Here is a 19,265-nt window from a genome sequence, read left to right as displayed (position 1 = left end):
GCTGTTCTCCTCGGAGCAGTCAAATATCCTGTCGCCATGCGTCAATGGATAAAGGTTCGCCGAAATGGCTCTCAATCAATCGACGGGTGACATCATGAAGTGGTGACGCTAGCACTTCAGCAGTATTTCCGCGCTCGACGACAACCCCTTTATCCATGACTAACATTTTATCGCTAATATGCTTCATCATTCCTAAATGCTGCGTGACATAAATGTAAGCAATATCCTGCTTTGCCTGCAACTCCAACATCAGATTGATAATTTGTGAACGCATTGACATATCTAAGGAGGCCAATGCTTCATCCGCAATAATAATTTCAGGCTGTAAAATTAGCGCTCTTGCCAATGCGACACGCTGCTTTTGGCCTGACGCAAGCATATGAGGGTAATATTCTGCATGATCGGCCAATAGACCCACTTGGCGAAGCGTTTGAATAATACGGCGCTCTCGCTCAATACCGGTCAGTTCCGTGTTCAGCTTTAGTGGTAACTCAAGGGTTTGACCAATACGTTGGCGAGGGTTTAGCGAGGTGCTGGGATCTTGGAATATCATACGGATACGCTGGCTACGGTAACTGTAGTCACCATAACTGAGGCGGTGACCGCGGATCATAATCTCGCCTGCGGTCGGCTCCGTGACGCCGGATAACATACGAGCAAGGGTTGATTTCCCCGAACCGTTGGCACCAATAATGGCTAATGTCTGGCCTGCCTGTAAGTTAAAGCTCAATGGTTTCACCGCTTCTAATTCATAACGGCGGAATAGCCCCTCGCGAAAACGAAAAGTTTTGGTGAGATTGCGAACCTCAAGTAACGTTTCCATCAGGATGGTTCCTCCGTATTTAGCGGATAATGACAGGCAAACAGATGGTTTTTGATATTACGTAGAGGTGGAGCCACGATACATGTCCGTTGTGCATAAGGGCAGCGGGGGCCAAGGCGACAGCCAATTGGAAGATGTTCCAGCGATGGGATGGCGCCCGGAAGGGTATTTAATCGGCCTTTATGGGGAATCGGGCTTTCAAAATCAGGTATTGAACGAATCAGTGCTTGTGTATAGGGGTGGCGAGGGCGTTGCAAAATATCCTCTGGTGTTGCGCTTTCAACAGTTTGACCACAATAAAGCACGTTAATTCTATCCACGAGTTTTGACATCATTTCCATATCATGGCTGATCAACAAGATAGTCATATTATTGTTTTGATTAAGCTTATCGAGCAGTCGGAAAATTTGTGCTTGGGTAGTGGACTCCATCGCATTGGTTGGCTCATCGGCTATCAATAAACGTGGCTGATTCGCAATTGCAATGGCTATCATGACTTTTTGGCATTCACCATCAGTAAGTTCATAAGGGTAGCTACGCATAATGTCTTTATGATCTTTGATCCCCACGCGGTGTAATAATTCGATGGCTCGGCGCTTACGCCAATTAAAACGTTGCCACCAACGACCTTTATAAGTCCAGCCTGGGATAGCCTGTATCAATTGCTTGCCAATATTTTCGGCGGGGTCGAGACAAGATTGCGGCTCTTGGAAAATCATCGAAATATTATGACCGATCAACCGACGACGCTTACGAGGGCTAAGTTTAAGTAAGTCAATATCTTGGAAGCGAAAGCGGTCGGCGGTAACACGGATATTATCTTTGGTGACGCCACAAATGGCTTTGGCAATGAGGCTTTTACCTGAGCCAGACTCACCAACTAAGCCACGGACTTCCCCCTCAGTAAGGGTCATCGAAATACGGTCAACGGCTTTGACTGGGCCGTTGGCTGTCATAAATTCAATGGTCAAATTGCGGATGTCTAACAATGGCATTATTCAACCCCCGCATTGATTGCTCGGTGTAAGCCATCACCGAGTAAATTGACGAATAAGACACTTATCATAATTGCTGCACCGGGCAAAATGACTGACCAAGGGGCGACATAGATAAGCTCTAAACTATCCCCTAACATGGCTCCCCACTCAGAAGAGGGCAACTGTGCACCCAGATCAAGAAAGCCCAGCGCGGCAATATCCAAAATAGCGATAGAAAGTGCTCTCGTCAGCTCTGTTACTAAGATTGGGGTAATGTTAGGTAATACGGTATACCACAAAATAAAAATATTTGATGCGCCGTCAAGCCTAGCAGCAACAATATACTCTTTATCTAGCTCATCGTGAACAGCAACATAAATTGTTCTCACCATGCGAGGGATCAGGGCTAAGCAGATTGCGAGCATAGCATTTTGTAAACTCGCGCCCATGAATGCAACCACGATAATGGCAAGTAACAAAGACGGGATGGATAACAATGTATCAAGTATATGGTTGAAAACCGCTGATTTTAAGCCCCGTGTCATCCCTGCTAGACAGCCTAATATCAGGCCTATTAGGGTGGCAATAAAAGTGATTAATAATGCCGCGCCGAACGTCGATTTTGTGCCCAAAATGAGGCGGCTTAGGATATCCCTGCCGAGGTCGTCAGTACCTAGGAAAAAGGCAACATTACCATAGTGAGACCAAGAAGGCGGTAATAATTGGTAACCTAAGAATTGCTGATCGATGGTATAGGGCGCGATATAAGGGCCAATAAAAGAGAGCGCCAATAAAAATAGCACGCCATAGAAACCGATCATCGAGAGAATATCAGATGAAAAAATATTCCAGACAACCCGCGTAGGGGAAGGCATCTTCTGTTCACGATAAAAATTATCTGAGGACATACCAATCCTTATGTTTTAACGGATCCATCATTGCCCCTAAAATATCAGACAGTACGTTAACGGTAATCACTAAGGCCCCAATCAACATGACGCCAGCAGAAATAGCAGAGTAGTCTTGTTGGCGGATGGCGGTGACTAACCAACGCCCCAGTCCTGGCCAGTTAAATACCAATTCGGTCACCATGGTCAGTGTTAACATGGTAGAGAATTGTAGGCCTAATTTAGGGATAATTGGCGGGATCGCATTGTGGAAAATATGACGACGGATAATGGTAAGTCGTGATAACCCACGCGTTGCAGCCGCTTTAATGTAATTTTCACTGGCTATCTCTTCAGTACTATTTCGAACTAAACGAATGACCTCGGTAGTCGGAGCCAGAGCCAGTGTTAATACAGGTAAAATCATATGTTCGAGTACGTTTATGATCATTTGTTGGCGATAAGGTGAGTCGGAAAGCCAAGCATCAATTAATGCAAAACCTGTAACAGATTTTAGATTATAGAGAAGATCAATACGCCCAGACACTGGCAGCCAGCCTAATCGTAGTGAGAAAAACAGTGTCAAGACTAACGCTAACACAAAGACGGGTACAGAAAAGCCAAGTAATGCAAAGGTGCTGATTGCAATATCCGCGGGTTTATTTCGCCAAAAGGCGGCAATCATCCCTAAAGGAATACCGACGATCAGGGCAAACATAAAGGCTAAAATACACAATTCCATTGTTGCAGGGAACGTGTCTTTTAATTGCTCTGTAATGGGTTCACCATTAATACTGGAAACGCCAAAATCAAAGTGGAGTAGACCATCGAAATAAAATAGATAAGCATCAATAAGCGATGCGCCGCTTAAAGGCGCATTAGGCGTGAAATAGCTGAGGCTAAAGCTCACCAAAGAGAGAAAAAAAACGGTGACTAACAGCAAAAGTAAACGACGCAGCGAATAGATGATCATGGTTACTGTTCCTGTTTATGACCTGTTTTTTGGCTATTTTCATTCATATCTCTGTACACGCCTGCAAATGAAGTATTACCAAATGCACTGATCACGAGGCCCTTCATATCAAAGCGATAGGCTTGCAAACGTAAAGAGTAAGCGAGAGGTAAAACAGGCAAATTATCGCTCAGTAGCTGTTGGGCTTGATGATAGTAATCAATACGGGCGGCAAGTTGCTCCGTTAACAGTGCTTTATGCAGTATTTCGTCAAAAGCAGGGCTGCACCAATGACTTAGGTTGGTTTGAGAAGCTATCGCGGCACAACTCAGCAAAGGACGGAAGAAACTGTCTGGGTCGTTACTGTCGGTCGCCCAACCCGCTAAAGTCATATCATGGGAGCGATCCATTAATTGGTTCTCTTGAAAACGGCCTTCGACAGAGCGAATATTCATGATAATGCCTACTTGCGCCAAATCAGCTTGGATAAGTTCAGCCATTTTTAATGGGCTAGGGTTATACGATTGTGATGAAACAGGCACCCAAAGGTCAAGTTGCAAGTTTTCAAGTCCTAGCTCTTGTAACATTTTTTTGGCTAACTCGGGGTTATAATCAGTCACTTTGGCTTGATTATCATAGGCCCAAGAAGCTCGAGGCAAAATCGAAGCGGCAGTTTCTGCTGTGCCGTAGTAGATAGATTGCATCAAGCGATCATTATTAATGGCATAAGCGATGGCTTGGCGCACTTTGAGTTGGTCCAAAGGGGGCTTGCTGGTATTGAAAGCCAAATATGCGATATTCATGCCTGAACGCATTGATAGGCGTAGACGTGGGTCATCACGTAACACTGACAATTGGCTGGCGGCAGGGTAAGCCAACACATCGCATTCGCCAGTAAGCAATTTTGAGATTCTCCCCGTACCGCCAGCGCCCATATCAATAACCACCTCTTTCATGCGAGGTTCACCCTTCCAGTAGTTATCATTACGAAACAGACGGACAAATTGGCCTGCTTGATAGTCATCAAGGCGAAATGGTCCGGTGCCGACAGGGCGCCAATCAATCATCTCTTGGCGATTAATTTGAGCGAGGTGATCGGCATATTCAGCCGATAAAATAGGCGCATAGTGGGTCGCTAAGTGCCATAGAAAAGAAGCATCAGGGGCATTCAGACGGAATTCAACCGTATAATCATTTAATTTACGAATACTTTGTACGCTATTGGCAAATTGCAAACTATCAAAATAGGGGTAGTGACCGCCATTAATGTAGTGATAAGGATGATTAACTTCAAACATGCGAGCGAAGCTAAAAACAACATCATCGGCATTCATATTACGTGTTGGAGTAAACCACGGTGTTTGTTGAAATTTGACATCTTTACGCAGTGTTAATCGATAAGTTGCGCCATTATCCAGTACCTCCCAGCGTGACGCCACTTCCGGAATTAACCGATAGGTAAAAGGGTCAACATCTAGCAGGCGATCATAAATTTGCGCTGCCAAGGGGTCGACAATTAGGCCACTACTGACTAACTGGGGATTGAAAGTGGTAACAATGCCATTAACACAATAGATAAAACCGTTTTGACGGATGTTTTTGGGAACATCATTCGCCGCAGTATCCTGATATGACACATCGTTAGCCTGAGCGACCAGTGAAAAAGTAAATAGAAGCCAAAGAATTATTAAGCGCATAGCACTGATATCGTTAACCTTAAATATCCTATTGTAGCGTAAAAAGGGGCTGACAGGATATAAGCAAAAATAGTGTTTATTTTTAGGACAAGCAGGGCCGTCATGAATAGAAAACAGTCTGAAAAAGGAAAATAATATTATTAAAATTCATCTAATTATAATTAAATGAGAAAAAATCTCATTAAACCGCTTTACAAATGGTACTGATAACTATTATCATTCGCTTTGCCTCCTAAGCAAAAAGCTTGTGGTCAGGCATGACATTGCTCACATTGCTTCCAGTGTTTTTTTATAGCCAGCATGGGTGCTGGCTTTTTTTTATCTCAAAATAGATAGATTATACATATCAAAACGGATAAGGGTCGGCTAGTGTATTAACCCAACGGCTTGTAAATCCTTTTCTTCAACATTGCCTTGTAAAGTACACATAATTTTAACCGTGTTATTTTCCTTGTTGGCTTCGATAAAAAACAGTTTTTCAGCGGAATCACCAACAGGGATCAGGCCGCTAACTGGCGTGAGGTTTTTTTGCCAAGGTTCAGAAATCGCATTTCGCATTTTTGAATTGGCGACAAAATAGCCAGCCCCTTCAATCAGGGGGATGTGCTGAGATAAATGTTGAATGACATCTTGTTCTGGCATGGATGTTTCAAACCCCCAGTAATAAAACCTTCCCCCAATCCGGTTATTAGAAATTTCTTTATAACGCTCAAGATCAATAGCAATGGCAATAAAGTGGGTAAGTTCTAAACCATCTTTAGTGGTGTATTGCAAAGGAATATTGATGCCTGATTGACTAAATAATTCAGCGATAGTGATATTTTGGGGGATCATTGCGAATTCTTGGTTATGTTTTATCTCTTCAAAAAAACGACTATCGCATGCAGAAAGTGCTTTTATAATACCGATTGCATGTGCAGAGTAAGTGCAACTTATCAATAAAGAGAATAAAATCATTTTTTTTATGATAGCCATTTTATACCCTCAAAAATATAGCCATAAACAGTGACAAAACGGTCAATGACAAGTAACGTATAAAATAAAAATTAAGTGATTAGCTTTCGTAATGTTAATTAAATTAAACTCAGTTAACTTGATAGCTCTACTTGCAGTTTATTTCACACTTATTAGATGTACGTATATTTACTAATCGAGATATTAGCCATTTATCCTTTAATGTAATAGTAGAGTGATATATGAAGATTAACAATATTTAAAAAATCACATCGGCTATTTTAGTTCGGTCATTATTTATCTACTCAATTATGTTGTACACAACAAATAAAAATATACGTTCTTACTCCCCCTACGAATAATACTATTAATAGGGAGAAAAGATAGTTTATGGATTAATCACTCATTAATTGCAAATGTAGCTACTATTGCCGAGAAATAGCATTTAAGTACTGTTAAAGACAATCATGCCATGTTCAGTCAGCTTCGTTTTGACGTTGACTGAAATGGATATTTAACACCATAAGAGATAAATAACAGAGCTTTCAATTTATTTTAGTATCATATCGATTTAATTATTAGTTGATAAATTATCAAGATTAATTTGATGTTTTTTAATTAACCCACGTAGCTGATCATAACTTAGAGATAACCGCTGAGCGGCTTTACGCTGATTAAATTGGCTCTGTTGTAAAGCTTGCTCAAGTAATTGTTTTTCACTTTGCTGCTGCCAAAGGCGTAAATCACATGGCAAAGAGGGTAATGATATTTTTTGCTCTGGTATCTTTTCAGGGTTTGAGAGGGCGGCGAGTTTCTCACCAAAAGGGTCAAAAATAATTGTTTCAACAGGCGCATCATTATCTTTATGCCGATAAACGGAACGCTCAACCACATTTTTTAATTCACGAATATTACCCGGCCACGGATATTGCTCTAACGCTTGCTGTGCTTTTGGACTAAAGCCGCTGAAATATGGGCGTTTGAGTTCACCACACATTGCGATGGCAAAATGTTCGGCTAAGAGCATGATATCGGACACTCGCTCACGTAAAGGTGGAATACGGATCACTTCAAAGGCTAACCTATCGAGTAGATCTGCCCGAAAGCGGCCCTCTTTTGCCAATTCAGGTAAATTTGCATTTGTCGCACACACTAAACGCACGTTGACTTTCAGAGATTGACTGCCACCAACACGTTCAAGTTCGCCATATTCAATAACACGAAGAAGCTTTTCTTGTACGGACATAGGCGCAGTAGCAAGTTCATCGAGGAACAGCGTGCCTTTATCTGCCCGTTCGAAACGACCTTGATGGCGTTTTTGAGCGCCCGTAAATGAGCCTGCTTCGTGGCCAAATAATTCAGAATCTAGCAAATTCTCATTGAGTCCACTGCAATTTAGGGAGATAAAGGGTTCTTGCCAACGAGGAGAAAGGTAGTGTAGGCGATCGGCAATTAGCTCTTTACCTGTACCGCGCTCACCAATGACTAATATGGGTTTATTTAGTTGAGCCAGTTCAGACGTCCGTTCAAGTACATCTAAAAAGTTAGATGAGTTACCAATAATTGTATCATTAGTGTTTTTCATGGTTATTTTTACCAATAGTTGGTTTTGTTGGCCTATTTAAAATATAGTCTAGATTGACGCTAATGAATACAAAAATAATTTATTGGTTATAATTCAAATTGTTATGTATTTTTATGAAAGTTGGCACGCTGATTGCACTAAATTAATCGTAATAGAAGGAATGTCCTTGTCACAACGTTATGTGGCGGATGAAAACAGTTAAACGGAGCATCACGTATTGGTTGGAAGCCAAAATCGGGTTGAGGCTCTACTGAATGATAAAATCCATCAAGAGGAAATAAATAATGGGTATTTTTTCACGTTTTGCCGATATCATTAATGCAAATATCGCATCTTTGCTGGACAAAGCAGAGGATCCGCAAAAAATGATCCGCCTGATGATTCAGGAAATGGAAGACATGCTAGTTGAAATCCGTTCGACATCGGCTCGTACTTTAGCGGAGAAAAAAGGTTTAGAGCGTCGTATCGAAATGGGCGAAAAGCAAGTCGCTGATTGGCAAGAAAAAGCGGAATTGGCTCTTGTGAAAGATAAAGAAGATCTTGCGCGTGCCGCATTGATTGAAAAGCAAAAAGTCAACTCAATGGTTGATACCTTAAAACATGAGCTTATTATTGTTGAAGAGACGCTAACGCGCTTGAAAGGTGAAATCACTGAGCTTGAAAATAAATTGCAAGAAACGCGCGCTAAACAGCAATCCATGATGGTGCGTTTAGAAGCGGCACAATCTAGCCGTAATGTTCGTCGTCAACTCGATAGTGGTAAGTTAGACGAAGCAATGGCACGTTTTGAGCAGTTCGAACGCCGTATTGACCATATGGAAGGTGAAGCTCAGAGCTACGGTATTGGTAAACAAAAATCATTGGAACAACAATTTGCTGAATTGAAAGCAGATGATGAAATTAGTGAACAATTAGCGGCATTAAAGGCTAAAATCAACACTAATAAAGAACAGTAATTTTGTAATCCCTAAACCTTAGCGTAGCGAATGGCTGCGCTAGGGAAGGCGGATACCACCATTTGATATAAGGAAATGTGATGGGCTATGTTTTTCTGTCTCTCGTACTGATTGTTTTTCTCATTTTTATTCTGCCGTTTTGGTTGTGGTTACACTACAACAAACAGAATAACAGGCAGGGGAGCCAGCTAACAGAAAATGAAATCCAACGTTTAACTCAGCTTGCAGAGCAGACACAACGTATGCAACAGCGCATTAAAACGTTGGAAGATATTCTGGATGCGGAACATCCTAATTGGAGGCAAAAATAATGACCGATTTTCGCAATCGCCAATTATATCGATTAACTGACCGTCGTGTTTTTGGCGGAGTGTGTGCCGGTATCGCACAATTTTTTGATTTACCGGTTGCCTTAGTCAGGGTGATTGCCATATTGGCACTCTTTATGAGCTTCGGGTTAACACTGGTCTTATATATCGTCATGTGTTTTGTGTTACCTAAAGCTCCAAGTGGTTATCAAGGTCAAGATGTTAGTGTTGAAGTTTCAAAACTATTTAATGAAATTGATGCACAGTTAAAATCAGGTGAACTACGCTTACGCCAAATAGAGCGCTATGTCACCTCAGATACCTATACCGTTAATAGTAAGTTTCGTCATTTATAATTAATGTGCGCCCTCACATTTCGGGGAATAAGACTTTTGTTTTATTCCCTAAAATGTCTATCCAACGCTTAAATTCATGCGGTGGCACTATGCAAACGAATATTAAACGTAAACTCAAACAACAAGCCAAAAAACAAGCACTCAGTAAAGGGTTGAAGATAGTTGCAACACTTGCCATAACTTATGGGCCAGGAGGTATTCTTGGCAAAATACTCAAAATAGTAGGCAGTAAGTGGGTCATCGGTTATTTAACAAAACGGATAGTAAAATAATCGTATAAAATACAGTGGTTATTGATTGAACCGTATAAAAACAAATTGCACTCAACAAATTAGTGATGCTGAATTTATGCTAAATTAGGCATCAATAATATTTGAGCGAGTGGGAGAAATATGAAACGGCTGCAAAATGAATTGACGGATTTGGTGAATCGTAGTGTCGATCGCCATGTTAGGCTCGCCGTAACTGGGCTGAGTCGTAGTGGAAAGACAGCATTTATTACTTCTCTTGTAAATCAGCTATTAAATGTAAATAGTGGTGCGCGTTTACCGCTATTTTCAGCCGCACGAGATAACCGTTTACTGGGTGTAAAACGGATACCGCAACGTGATTTTTCGATCCAGCGCTTTACGTATGATGAAGGGATCGCACAATTATATGGTCATCCCCCTCAATGGCCAACGCCGACACGCGGTGTCAGTGAAATACGCTTGAAATTACATTATCGCTCAGAAGACTCATTTTTTCGTCATTTTGTTGATAACTCTTCTTTATATCTGGAAATTATCGATTATCCAGGGGAATGGTTACTCGACCTTCCTATGCTTGATCAAAGCTACTTAGAATGGTCTTCTCAAATGAAGACCTTACAAAAAGGGGAGCGAGGTAAGCTTGCGCAAGCATGGTTAACATTATGTGAGTCATGTGACCCACTCGCACCCGCCGATGAAAATTTACTCGCGGCAATTTCCACGGCCTACACCACGTATTTAGAAGAGTGTAAAGCGCAAGGCCAACATTTTATTCAACCCGGACGTTTTGTACTTCCAGGGGAGCTTGCTGGAGCGCCAGCATTACAGTTTTTTCCATGGCCGAATATCGAAAAATATGGTGAGAAAAAACTGGCGCAAGCCGATAAGCATACCAACATTGGTATGCTACAGCGTCGCTATCAATATTACTGTGAGAATGTTGTAAAAGGCTTTTATAAAGACCATTTTCAACGGTTTGATCGGCAAATTGTTCTGGTGGACTGTTTACAACCTTTAAACAGTGGTCCGGACGCATTTAACGATATGCGCATGGCTCTGACACAGCTAATGCGTAGCTTCCATTATGGTAAACGAACGCTACTAAGACGTATGTTTTCCCCCTGCATAGATAAGCTGCTATTTGCTGCAAGTAAGTCTGACCATGTCACGCCAGATCAACATGCTAACCTAGTGTCGTTATTACAGCAGTTGGTCCAAGAGGCTTGGCAAAACGCAGCATTCGAAGGAATTAGCATGGATTGTATTGGTCTTGCGTCTATCCAAGCCACAGAGAGTGGTATTGTTGATTATCAAGGTGAAAAGCTGCCAGCATTAAAAGGGGAACGTTTGAGCGATGGTCAATCGATGACATTCTATCCAGGGGAGGTTCCAAAAAGGCTTCCGAGTGAAGTCTTTTGGCAAAAGCAGCGGTTTGAGTTTGAAAACTTCCGTCCTCGGCAAACACCGTTAGATCAGCCGTTACCTCATATTCGGATGGACAGTGCACTAGAGTTCTTGTTGGGAGATAAATTGAAATGAATGAACCAATCAAACAACGAGTTGATTTTTCCGAAGAAGATATAGCAGCAGAGGCTGAAAAACTCAGAAAAGCACGCCACTTTGATCCGCAAGAGCAACATAAATTTACGCCCGTAGAAATTGAGGCCGAGCAAGATGAGCAAGAAGGTGAGGTTGAAAGTTTAATTAACGAAGCGCTTAAGCCTAAAAGGAGTTTCTGGCGTAGGCTAGTCGGAACGGCAGTTGGGATTTTTGCTGTGAGTGTGATGGCTCAGTTAGGTATCTGGATCCACACGTCATGGGTCACGCAAGATTGGACTGCATTGGGTACAGCAGCCGCAGGAGGACTAATTGTCGTTGCAGGTGTCGGATCAATTGCCACAGAATGGCGGCGTCTATATCGCTTAAAAGAGCGGGCTCAAGAGCGTGATATTGCAAGGGAATTGCTACACAGCCATGGCATGGGGCAAGGGAAAGTTTTTTGTGAAAAACTGGCAAAACAGTCGGCACTTTCGGAGCAGCATCCCGCAGTGCAACGTTGGCAGGCTACGATACAGGAAACACACAATGACCGTGAAGTGGTTGAGTTGTATAGCAAATTAGTTCAGCCGATTCTTGATGAACAAGCACGTAAAGAGATCAGCCGCTCGTCGGCCGAGTCTGCTCTGATGATTGCGGTCAGCCCACTTGCCATTGTTGATATGGCATTTATTGCATGGAGAAATATTCGCTTAATTAATAGAATTGCTGCAATTTACGGCATTGAATTAGGGTATTACAGCCGCATTCGACTCTTTCGAATGGTATTAATTAACATTGCTTTTGCCGGAGCGTCAGAGCTGATCCGTGAAGTGGGTATGGACTGGTTATCGCAAGATATTACGGCTCGTTTATCTACTCGTGCCGCACAAGGCATTGGTGCAGGGCTATTAACCGCCAGATTAGGGATTAAAGCGATGGAGTTGTGTCGCCCATTACCGTGGATTGATGATAAACCGCGTTTAGCTGATTTCCGAGGGCAACTGCTGAGCCAAATAAAAAATGCGGTTCCGAGCAAAAAAGACGCTAAATAAAAGTCTCATCGCTGGCAGGTGTGATTGACAGTAAAGTACACTTGCCAGCCTAAAAACAGAAAGTGGTTATCTCTACAACCATCCCTGATTATTACTTATTGTCGTAATAGCAATTTTGCCATTTTCCCACGTTGTAAATTATTAGTGTCAACAATATGTGACACATGTGCTGTATTCTTACCGTAAATCAAGCTAAAATATTAGATCTATATTGTTTCTGCTAAAGGTTTTTATCCATGCGCCTCGAAGTGACTTGCCAAGACCGTATCGGTCTAACTCGTGAATTGCTTGATTTATTGGTCCTACAGAATATTGATCTTAAAGGCATTGAAATATCGGCGCAGAGACGGATATACCTCAATTTTACGCCTGTTGATTTTCAGGTGTTTAGCACGTTAATGGCAGAAATTCGTCGTATTAATGGCGTAATTGATGTACGTCGTATCTTTTTCATGCCGTCTGAGCGGGAGCATAAGGCGGTGTGGGCGCTATTAAACTCATTCCCTGAACCAGTTTTATCCATCGATAATAAACTAAACATTGAATTGGTTAACCCAATGTCATTACAAATTTTTGGCGTGGATGAAACCAAGATAAAACAAAAGACTTTCTCGCAACTGGTTAGTAACCATGGTTTACAACGTTGGTTTGAGCGAGAAGAGCCTGAGCCTTATACGGAAAGAGTAACCGTAAAAGGAAATGACTATTTAATGCAAGTCACGCCAATCATCTTAGCGGATGAAAATGGCAAGTCACACTGTACTGGTGCTGTTTTATTACTAAAATCAATAGCGATATTAGAAAAACAGCGCAAGCAAATTGTGGGTGCAGATGTGGATGGTTTTGACCTTATCGTTGCCAGTAGCCCCGCCATGTCACATGTTGTCGAACGTGCTAAACGTATCGCAATGTTAGATGAGCCTTTATTGTTAGTTGGGGAAACGGGAACAGGTAAAGATATGCTAGCCAAAGCGTGTCATTTGCATAGTGCACGCGGTAGTGCGCCATTTTTAGGGCTGAATTGTGCTTCAATGCCTGATGATGTGGTCGAAAGTGAATTGTTTGGTTATGCAGCAGGGGCATATCCGAATGCCTTAGATGGGAAAAAAGGGTTCTTTGAACAGGCAAACGGTGGCACGGTATTATTGGATGAAATTGCGGAAATGTCACCGCAAATGCAGATAAAACTATTGCGTTTTCTGAATGATGGAACATTTAGGCGCGTCGGTGAAGAGCGAGAAGTGAAAGTGGATGTGCGGGTCATTTGTGCCACACAAAAGAACCTGCCAGAGCTCGTTGCACAGAAAAAATTTAGGGAAGATTTATATTATCGCTTAAATGTTTTGAGCTTAACTATTCCTCCTTTACGTGAAAGACAAGAAGATATCTTGCCGCTAACCGAAGTTTTTGTCGCGAATTTTTCTAAAGAGTTAAATATCCCTAAACCTCGATTAGCACCTTCCTTAGTTGATTATCTAAGCCGCTATTATTGGCCTGGTAATGTAAGGCAGTTACGAAATGCCATTTATCAAGGCTTAACTCAATTAGAAGGGGATGTCCTCAATTCACATGATATTGATTTGCCAGAAATAGATAATTTACCAACGGTGGCTGTTGACTCTTTAAATGGTTCGTTAGATGAAATAACAAAACGTTATGAGGCATCGGTACTCGCACGTTTATATCGTGATTATCCAAGTACACGGAAGTTGGCAAAACGCCTTGACGTTTCCCATACCGCGATTGCGAATAAGTTACGCGAATATGGATTGAGCCAGAAAAAAGAGCAAGAATAACTTTTTTTGATGAAAATGTGATCGTTGGCGATGATTTCATCACTGCGGGTATTTTTTAGCACAAAAAGCAAACTATACTGAGAATAACTGGATATTCATTTGAAAAACGTTAAAGCTGTATTTTGATTGATGATAACCGATATCGCAAGGCCGCCCGTGTGCCTGCAAGGAGTTGCTATGGATCAATTCGCTCTTAACTTTATTGTGAATACAAAACTACGTGAGTATCTCAATCAACGTCATTATAAAAATGATATGTTTGAGTCAGCGGCCTCGGCTGCTGAGTTATATTTGATGAATAGAGCGGCAGCCCGCTATTTAGAAAAACGCCATCGTTTCACATGGGAAGCCCTTGTTAAAAATGGCAATAAACCCCGTGATCTTATTATTGATATCCTCACATCCTCATGCCCCGCAAATAAAGAGCAGGCAATGAAAATCCTCAGTTGTTGTTCTCACTCGTTAGTCAATATGATGAGCGAAAATAAACTGTTTGCGAGTTTAGTGAATGCTAAACAGGGCAAGCCACTGAATTGGCTCTATGTGGAATAGTTGATGGGAATAAGCAGCCAGTTTTTAGGCTGGCTGCTATTGAGGATTACTTCAATGCAGCAAGTGCTTTGTCGTAATCAGGTTCTTCAGTGATCTCTGGAACTAACTGGCTATAAATCACTTTATCATTCTCGTCTAATACGACAACAGAACGTGCTGTTAACCCTTTTAGTGGGCCACTCGTCATCGCAACGCCATAGTTTTTGGCAAACTCAGGGTGACGGAAAGTAGAAAGAGTGACAACGTTGTCTAAACCTTCTGCGCCACAAAAACGTGCTTGTGCAAAAGGCAAGTCAGCAGAAATACACAGGACAACAGTATTGTTGAGGTCATTGGCGAGTTGGTTAAATTTGCGTACAGATGCAGCGCAAACACCAGTATCAACACTTGGGAAAATGTTCAGAACTTTACGTTTACCTTTGTAACTTTCCAATGTTGCTTCAGAAAGGTCTTTAGTCACTAAGGTAAATGCTTTTGCTTGATGGCCAGGTTGTAAAAATACACCATCAACGGTGACTTCATTACCTTTTAACTTGACGGACTGTGACATATTATTTTCTCCCATATATGAGCAAGTTTGTGAAACTACGAATATTATTATTGATGAGCTTGCTAGCGACCAAGCTAGCACTAGATGAATTCAATAGCAACATAACACAACCAATTTGCTTTGATTGCTAATTAAGTGCTTATCTCATTATTTTAAATCAAGTGATTTTCCATGGGGAAAGCACAATACCTAGAAAGGGTTAAAGTGGTGAGAAAAGAGTCTGTCATCGGAAACAGATTAGAGTAGAGTATATAGATTTTTAAACAATGAAAGAATATGATGCCTAAAGGGTTCTTGGTCGTTTTGTGAAGCCATCAACCTCTAGCTAAGATATTTTATTAGTCATAATATGTAGAATATCTTTTATATTTGCTTAGCTGATTTTTCGGTCTCGTAGCACGAAATTGTCAGTTAACCTTATTTGCTAATACGACAGAATCCCAAAATGCATAAACGCTCACTTTCATCTTTAGCTATTATTTTTACAGCGATGTTTACCGCTGCTCCTGCTGTTTCGGCTGTTATTCCTGCTGGTACAGTACTGGCAGAAAAGCAAGAGGTGACCCGTCATCTAAAAGATGAACCGGCATCCTTAGATCCGATAAAGTCTGTTGGGCTGACTGAAGCTCAGGTTATGCGTGATTTATTCGAAGGGTTGGTTAATCAAGATAGTCATGGGAAACCTATCCCCGGCGTTGCGCAAAGTTGGAGCACGACGGATAATAAAACGTGGATGTTTAAGCTACGTCCTGATGCGCGTTGGTCAAATGGTGACCCTGTGACAGCCGACGATTTTGTATATAGCTGGCGTCGGTTAGTTATGCCTGAAAATACCTCACCGTTTGCGTGGTTTGGTGCCCTTGCTGGTATTAATAATGCACAACAAATTATTGATGGGAAATTACCTGCCGACCAACTGGGGGTAGAAGCCATTGACAAACGAACCCTTAAAATTACGCTTGATAAGCCAATTCCTTATTTCCCATCCTTAACGGCTAACTTTAGCTTATTCCCTGTTCATGCTAAGACGGTCGAAAAATATGGGGCGGATTGGATTAAAGTTGGTAATTTAGTGGGTAATGGTGCATTTATATTATCGGATAGAATGGTTAATGAAAAAATTGTGTTAACACCAAATCCATTCTACTGGGATCATGCAAATACTGTGATCACAAAAGTGACTTTTGTTCCTATCAACCAAGAGTCAAATGCAACAAATCGCTATTTAGCGGGGGATTTGGATATTACAGAATCTTTCCCTAAACAACGTTATCAAAAATTACTGGCAGATATTCCTAATGAGGTTTTCACACCTGACCAATTAGGCACTTATTACTATGCATTTAATACACAAAGAGCGCCAACTAACGATGCTCGTGTGCGTAAAGCCTTATCAATGACGATTGATCGTAATTTGATTGCTAAAAAAGTATTAGGTACAGGGGAAAAGCCAGCAAATCGTTTTACGCCAGACGTGACAGCCGGATTCAAACCGCAAAAAGGGATGTATGATAATGCTTCCCAAAAAGAGTTAGATGAAAAGGCAAAAGCGCTATTGCATTCAGCAGGCTATGGGCCTAATAACCCGTTAAGATTGGTTCTTCTGTATAATAGTTCGGAAAATCACCAAAAAATTGCCATTGCTGTGGCTTCAATGTGGAAGAAAAAATTGGGGGCTGAAGTTAAGCTAGTCAACCAAGAATGGAAAACCTATATTGATAGCCGCAATACGGGGAACTTTGACGTCATTAGGGCATCTTGGATAGGTGATTTTAATGAACCCTCTACCTTCTTATCGTTATTAACCGCTCAACACAGTGGCAATATCCCCAAATTTAATAGCAAAAGATATGATGAGGTGATGGCTTCGGCGAGTATTGAGACAAACGAAGAGTTGCGTAACCGTTATTATAATCAAGCGGAAGAAATAATCGCTCAAGAAGCACCGATTGCCCCAATATATCAGTATACGAATGGGCGTTTGATTAAGCCATGGTTAAAAGGGTATCCAATAGAAAACCCTGAAGATGTGGCATACAGCCATAGTTTTTATATTATTGAACACTAACGCCATACGCAGCCTATATATTTTTATATGGGCTGTTTTTTTGGGTGTAAAAAAGAAAAAGCTCCTTCCGCTGGAGAGACAGAAGGAGGACCAAAAAAGGAATAAACACTACAAAGTGAATACTAATGTAGTCCGATGTTAATTTATTGTTCTTTTGTGGCAAAGTAATGTTGGTATTTAGCAAAAATGGCGGTTGCAAAACAAATCGTTCTTTTCTACTGACTATACTTTCATTTTAACGCATTATTCTTACGTATTATCTGATAGCTGTCTGTTAATTAAACAAAATTTTATATGTTACGTCGAATAAGCGAAGAGAATATACTCGCTTTGATGTGTCATATTAATATAGGCGTTAGGCTGGATAGTGGGGACTTGCGAATTTTGTTATGACTACCATGATGAATAGATAATAAGCAGGTATGGTGAAAATATGGAGAATAATAAATATTCTAAATGTGATTTAACAGTACCATACTGATATTTCAAGCTTTGGTAGGGCTTATTTGAGATAAGCTAATAAGCAAAAATAGGCGTTATTCAACCTATATTTTATGTTACCTATATATTCAATCTAATCTAAGATATTTCTTATATTATCGATACGATAAAACCGTGAATTGGGTCAACGCTATTTTTCACCTTGATATTTCCGGCACATTCCCTCTATGCTATAACGATAACTGGCTTAAAAGGAAGGAGATAACGGCATGGCGTTGATTTATGGCTCATTATTTCAGAGTTCAAACCCTGTACATGCATTCCAATTAAATGGAGAGGGTGGATTTATTCCCCTTGATGTTAACGCGAGTGCCACTCAACAATCTCCTTTTTGGCTACATTATGATTATAAAAATCGTGAAAGTGAGCAATGGATCCAAAACTCAGAGCTGTTTAGCGAACAAGTTAAAGCCGCGCTTTGTGGCCATGCAGGTCGTTGGCGAATTTTGAGAGTTGGCGATGGCATTTTATTAACATTGCAAACGTTGAACACTAATGCAGGCCAGCGCCCTGAACAGCTAGTCGCTTTCCGTGTTTTTATTAACAGTCGATTGATTATTTCAAGTCGCCATAGAAAAGTAAATTCGCTCGATTCAGTTATTATTGACTTACAAGAAGGGGTTGGTGCGCAAAGTACCGGAGATTGGCTGGTGGAAGTTGCGGATGCGATTACTGATGAAATCAGCGACTTTACCGATACTTTACATGAACGTTTAATTGGGATGGAAGATACCATTTTGAATGGTGAAATCCCTGAGCGCGGTGAACTCGCGTTATTACGCAAACAAATTATTGTGATACGTCGCTATATGGCACCACAGCGGGATATGTTGGCGCGTTTGGCGACAGAAAAGCTATTATGGATTGATGATACCGATAGGCGGCGGTTGCAGGAAATTTCCGATCGTTTAGGGCGTTGTATTGAGGATTTGGATGGTTTTGTTTCGCGTACAGCAATTATGTCTGATGAAATCACCAATATGATGACCGAAATGATGAACCGTCGTATTTATACGATGTCACTACTTGCGATGATTTTTTTACCAACAACTTTTTTAACAGGGTTATTTGGGGTCAATTTAGCAGGTATTCCTGGCAGTGAATTTAGGTTTGCATTCAGCGTATTTTGTCTCTTATTGGCGGTATTAATTGGTACTGTTTTTTGGTGGTTGAGAAAAAGCCGTTGGCTTTAAAAAGAAAGTTATCTGTGTTAACCCACCCTTGTTTGAGATAAATCAATAAAAGGTACGTTGATTTGGGGCACTATTAATTCCGCAGGTGAATGCAACGTTGAGCGATGAACGTTGTGCTCCATAATTGTAGTTTTTCTCATATTGAGTTCTTGTACAGAATAATTGACCACTGTAATGCCGATGTATATTGCATCGGCTTTTTTTTTATTCTAAATTTACCTTCAATCCATTCACATTGTAGAGAATGCAAAACGGATATTTGTTGGGG

The 19,265-nt window shown here is 41.2% G+C and carries 18 protein-coding genes; 10 read left to right on the top strand and 8 right to left on the bottom strand.

Features of this window, described 5'->3' with window-relative positions; genetic code table 11:
- Nucleotides 1-19: 19 nt before the first annotated feature.
- From sapF to pspF, 7 genes are all read right to left on the bottom strand, one after another.
- Nucleotides 20-823, bottom strand: a complete 804-nt coding sequence (gene sapF / locus I3B46_RS12245; RefSeq protein ID WP_014658233.1) for a putrescine export ABC transporter ATP-binding protein SapF — start codon at nucleotides 821-823, stop codon at nucleotides 20-22.
- Complete coding sequence (gene sapD / locus I3B46_RS12240; RefSeq protein ID WP_004919228.1) at nucleotides 823-1,818, bottom strand: putrescine export ABC transporter ATP-binding protein SapD; 996 nt, start codon at nucleotides 1,816-1,818, stop codon at nucleotides 823-825. Before sapD ends, sapF begins: the two co-directional genes overlap by 1 nt.
- Nucleotides 1,818-2,708, bottom strand: a complete 891-nt coding sequence (sapC, locus tag I3B46_RS12235; protein WP_004919231.1) for a putrescine export ABC transporter permease SapC — start codon at nucleotides 2,706-2,708, stop codon at nucleotides 1,818-1,820. The genes sapD and sapC overlap by 1 nt, the downstream gene beginning before the upstream one ends.
- Complete coding sequence (sapB, locus tag I3B46_RS12230; RefSeq protein WP_004919233.1) at nucleotides 2,695-3,660, bottom strand: putrescine export ABC transporter permease SapB; 966 nt, start codon at nucleotides 3,658-3,660, stop codon at nucleotides 2,695-2,697. The genes sapC and sapB overlap by 14 nt, the downstream gene beginning before the upstream one ends.
- A gap of 2 nt (nucleotides 3,661-3,662) precedes the next feature.
- Nucleotides 3,663-5,336, bottom strand: a complete 1,674-nt coding sequence (gene sapA / locus I3B46_RS12225) for an ABC transporter substrate-binding protein SapA (protein ID WP_053110861.1) — start codon at nucleotides 5,334-5,336, stop codon at nucleotides 3,663-3,665.
- A 366-nt stretch (nucleotides 5,337-5,702) separates the two neighbouring features.
- On the bottom strand, nucleotides 5,703-6,311 hold the full coding sequence (locus I3B46_RS12220) for a hypothetical protein (RefSeq protein ID WP_004919238.1): 609 nt from the start codon (nucleotides 6,309-6,311) through the stop codon (nucleotides 5,703-5,705).
- Nucleotides 6,312-6,861: 550 nt separating this feature from the next.
- Complete coding sequence (pspF, locus tag I3B46_RS12215; protein ID WP_004919240.1) at nucleotides 6,862-7,875, bottom strand: phage shock protein operon transcriptional activator; 1,014 nt, start codon at nucleotides 7,873-7,875, stop codon at nucleotides 6,862-6,864.
- Between the two features lie 284 nt (nucleotides 7,876-8,159).
- On the opposite strand from pspF, the gene pspA reads away from it, so the two are divergent.
- The 8 genes from pspA to I3B46_RS12175 all read left to right on the top strand — a co-directional run bounded on the left by pspA (nucleotide 8,160) and on the right by I3B46_RS12175 (nucleotide 14,685).
- Nucleotides 8,160-8,831, top strand: coding sequence for a phage shock protein PspA (gene pspA, locus I3B46_RS12210; RefSeq protein ID WP_004919242.1), 672 nt, complete (start codon nucleotides 8,160-8,162; stop codon nucleotides 8,829-8,831).
- 80 nt (nucleotides 8,832-8,911) lie between these two features.
- Entirely contained in the window at nucleotides 8,912-9,142 is a 231-nt protein-coding gene (gene pspB / locus I3B46_RS12205; RefSeq protein WP_004919244.1) for an envelope stress response membrane protein PspB, read from the top strand.
- Entirely contained in the window at nucleotides 9,142-9,495 is a 354-nt protein-coding gene (gene pspC, locus I3B46_RS12200) for an envelope stress response membrane protein PspC (RefSeq protein WP_014658236.1), read from the top strand. The genes pspB and pspC overlap by 1 nt, the downstream gene beginning before the upstream one ends.
- A gap of 89 nt (nucleotides 9,496-9,584) precedes the next feature.
- The gene (locus tag I3B46_RS12195; RefSeq protein ID WP_004919249.1) at nucleotides 9,585-9,767 is read left to right on the top strand and encodes a hypothetical protein; all 183 of its coding nucleotides are present in this window, start codon (nucleotides 9,585-9,587) and stop codon (nucleotides 9,765-9,767) included.
- Nucleotides 9,768-9,887: 120 nt separating this feature from the next.
- Nucleotides 9,888-11,285 (top strand): YcjX family protein, encoded by a 1,398-nt coding sequence (locus tag I3B46_RS12190; protein WP_060561304.1) that lies wholly within the window; start codon nucleotides 9,888-9,890, stop codon nucleotides 11,283-11,285.
- Nucleotides 11,282-12,337 (top strand): YcjF family protein, encoded by a 1,056-nt coding sequence (locus I3B46_RS12185; RefSeq protein WP_004919253.1) that lies wholly within the window; start codon nucleotides 11,282-11,284, stop codon nucleotides 12,335-12,337. Before I3B46_RS12190 ends, I3B46_RS12185 begins: the two co-directional genes overlap by 4 nt.
- Nucleotides 12,338-12,573: 236 nt before the next feature.
- Nucleotides 12,574-14,133: a transcriptional regulator TyrR gene (gene tyrR / locus I3B46_RS12180; protein WP_014658237.1), complete on the top strand. Its 1,560-nt coding sequence runs from the start codon at nucleotides 12,574-12,576 to the stop codon at nucleotides 14,131-14,133.
- A gap of 177 nt (nucleotides 14,134-14,310) precedes the next feature.
- Entirely contained in the window at nucleotides 14,311-14,685 is a 375-nt protein-coding gene (locus I3B46_RS12175; RefSeq protein WP_014658238.1) for a hypothetical protein, read from the top strand.
- Between the two features lie 46 nt (nucleotides 14,686-14,731).
- On the opposite strand, the gene tpx is transcribed toward I3B46_RS12175, so the two are convergent.
- Complete coding sequence (gene tpx / locus I3B46_RS12170) at nucleotides 14,732-15,235, bottom strand: thiol peroxidase (protein WP_014658239.1); 504 nt, start codon at nucleotides 15,233-15,235, stop codon at nucleotides 14,732-14,734.
- A 445-nt stretch (nucleotides 15,236-15,680) separates the two neighbouring features.
- Here tpx and I3B46_RS12165 point away from each other — a divergent pair, with 445 nt between their 5' ends.
- Both I3B46_RS12165 and zntB read left to right on the top strand, forming a co-directional pair.
- Entirely contained in the window at nucleotides 15,681-17,303 is a 1,623-nt protein-coding gene (locus I3B46_RS12165; protein ID WP_004919261.1) for a peptide ABC transporter substrate-binding protein, read from the top strand.
- Nucleotides 17,304-18,013: 710 nt separating this feature from the next.
- Nucleotides 18,014-18,997: a zinc transporter ZntB gene (gene zntB, locus I3B46_RS12160; RefSeq protein WP_004919264.1), complete on the top strand. Its 984-nt coding sequence runs from the start codon at nucleotides 18,014-18,016 to the stop codon at nucleotides 18,995-18,997.
- The last annotated feature ends 268 nt before the right edge of the window (nucleotides 18,998-19,265 follow it).

The organism is Providencia sp. 2.29, from assembly GCF_015832305.1.
GTDB lineage: Bacteria > Pseudomonadota > Gammaproteobacteria > Enterobacterales > Enterobacteriaceae > Providencia > Providencia stuartii.
Note: the sequence above shows the minus strand (reverse complement) of the source record. Positions and strands in the feature narration are given on the sequence as shown.

Coding starts and splice junctions, on each gene's coding strand:
- sapF (WP_014658233.1), bottom strand. CDS start 823: ATGGAAACGTTACTTGAGGTTCGCAATCTCACCAAAACTTTTCGTTTT.
- sapD (WP_004919228.1), bottom strand. CDS start 1,818: ATGCCATTGTTAGACATCCGCAATTTGACCATTGAATTTATGACAGCC.
- sapC (WP_004919231.1), bottom strand. CDS start 2,708: ATGTCCTCAGATAATTTTTATCGTGAACAGAAGATGCCTTCCCCTACG.
- sapB (WP_004919233.1), bottom strand. CDS start 3,660: ATGATCATCTATTCGCTGCGTCGTTTACTTTTGCTGTTAGTCACCGTT.
- sapA (WP_053110861.1), bottom strand. CDS start 5,336: ATGCGCTTAATAATTCTTTGGCTTCTATTTACTTTTTCACTGGTCGCT.
- I3B46_RS12220 (WP_004919238.1), bottom strand. CDS start 6,311: ATGGCTATCATAAAAAAAATGATTTTATTCTCTTTATTGATAAGTTGC.
- pspF (WP_004919240.1), bottom strand. CDS start 7,875: ATGAAAAACACTAATGATACAATTATTGGTAACTCATCTAACTTTTTA.
- pspA (WP_004919242.1), top strand. CDS start 8,160: ATGGGTATTTTTTCACGTTTTGCCGATATCATTAATGCAAATATCGCA.
- pspB (WP_004919244.1), top strand. CDS start 8,912: ATGGGCTATGTTTTTCTGTCTCTCGTACTGATTGTTTTTCTCATTTTT.
- pspC (WP_014658236.1), top strand. CDS start 9,142: ATGACCGATTTTCGCAATCGCCAATTATATCGATTAACTGACCGTCGT.
- I3B46_RS12195 (WP_004919249.1), top strand. CDS start 9,585: ATGCAAACGAATATTAAACGTAAACTCAAACAACAAGCCAAAAAACAA.
- I3B46_RS12190 (WP_060561304.1), top strand. CDS start 9,888: ATGAAACGGCTGCAAAATGAATTGACGGATTTGGTGAATCGTAGTGTC.
- I3B46_RS12185 (WP_004919253.1), top strand. CDS start 11,282: ATGAATGAACCAATCAAACAACGAGTTGATTTTTCCGAAGAAGATATA.
- tyrR (WP_014658237.1), top strand. CDS start 12,574: ATGCGCCTCGAAGTGACTTGCCAAGACCGTATCGGTCTAACTCGTGAA.
- I3B46_RS12175 (WP_014658238.1), top strand. CDS start 14,311: ATGGATCAATTCGCTCTTAACTTTATTGTGAATACAAAACTACGTGAG.
- tpx (WP_014658239.1), bottom strand. CDS start 15,235: ATGTCACAGTCCGTCAAGTTAAAAGGTAATGAAGTCACCGTTGATGGT.
- I3B46_RS12165 (WP_004919261.1), top strand. CDS start 15,681: ATGCATAAACGCTCACTTTCATCTTTAGCTATTATTTTTACAGCGATG.
- zntB (WP_004919264.1), top strand. CDS start 18,014: ATGGCGTTGATTTATGGCTCATTATTTCAGAGTTCAAACCCTGTACAT.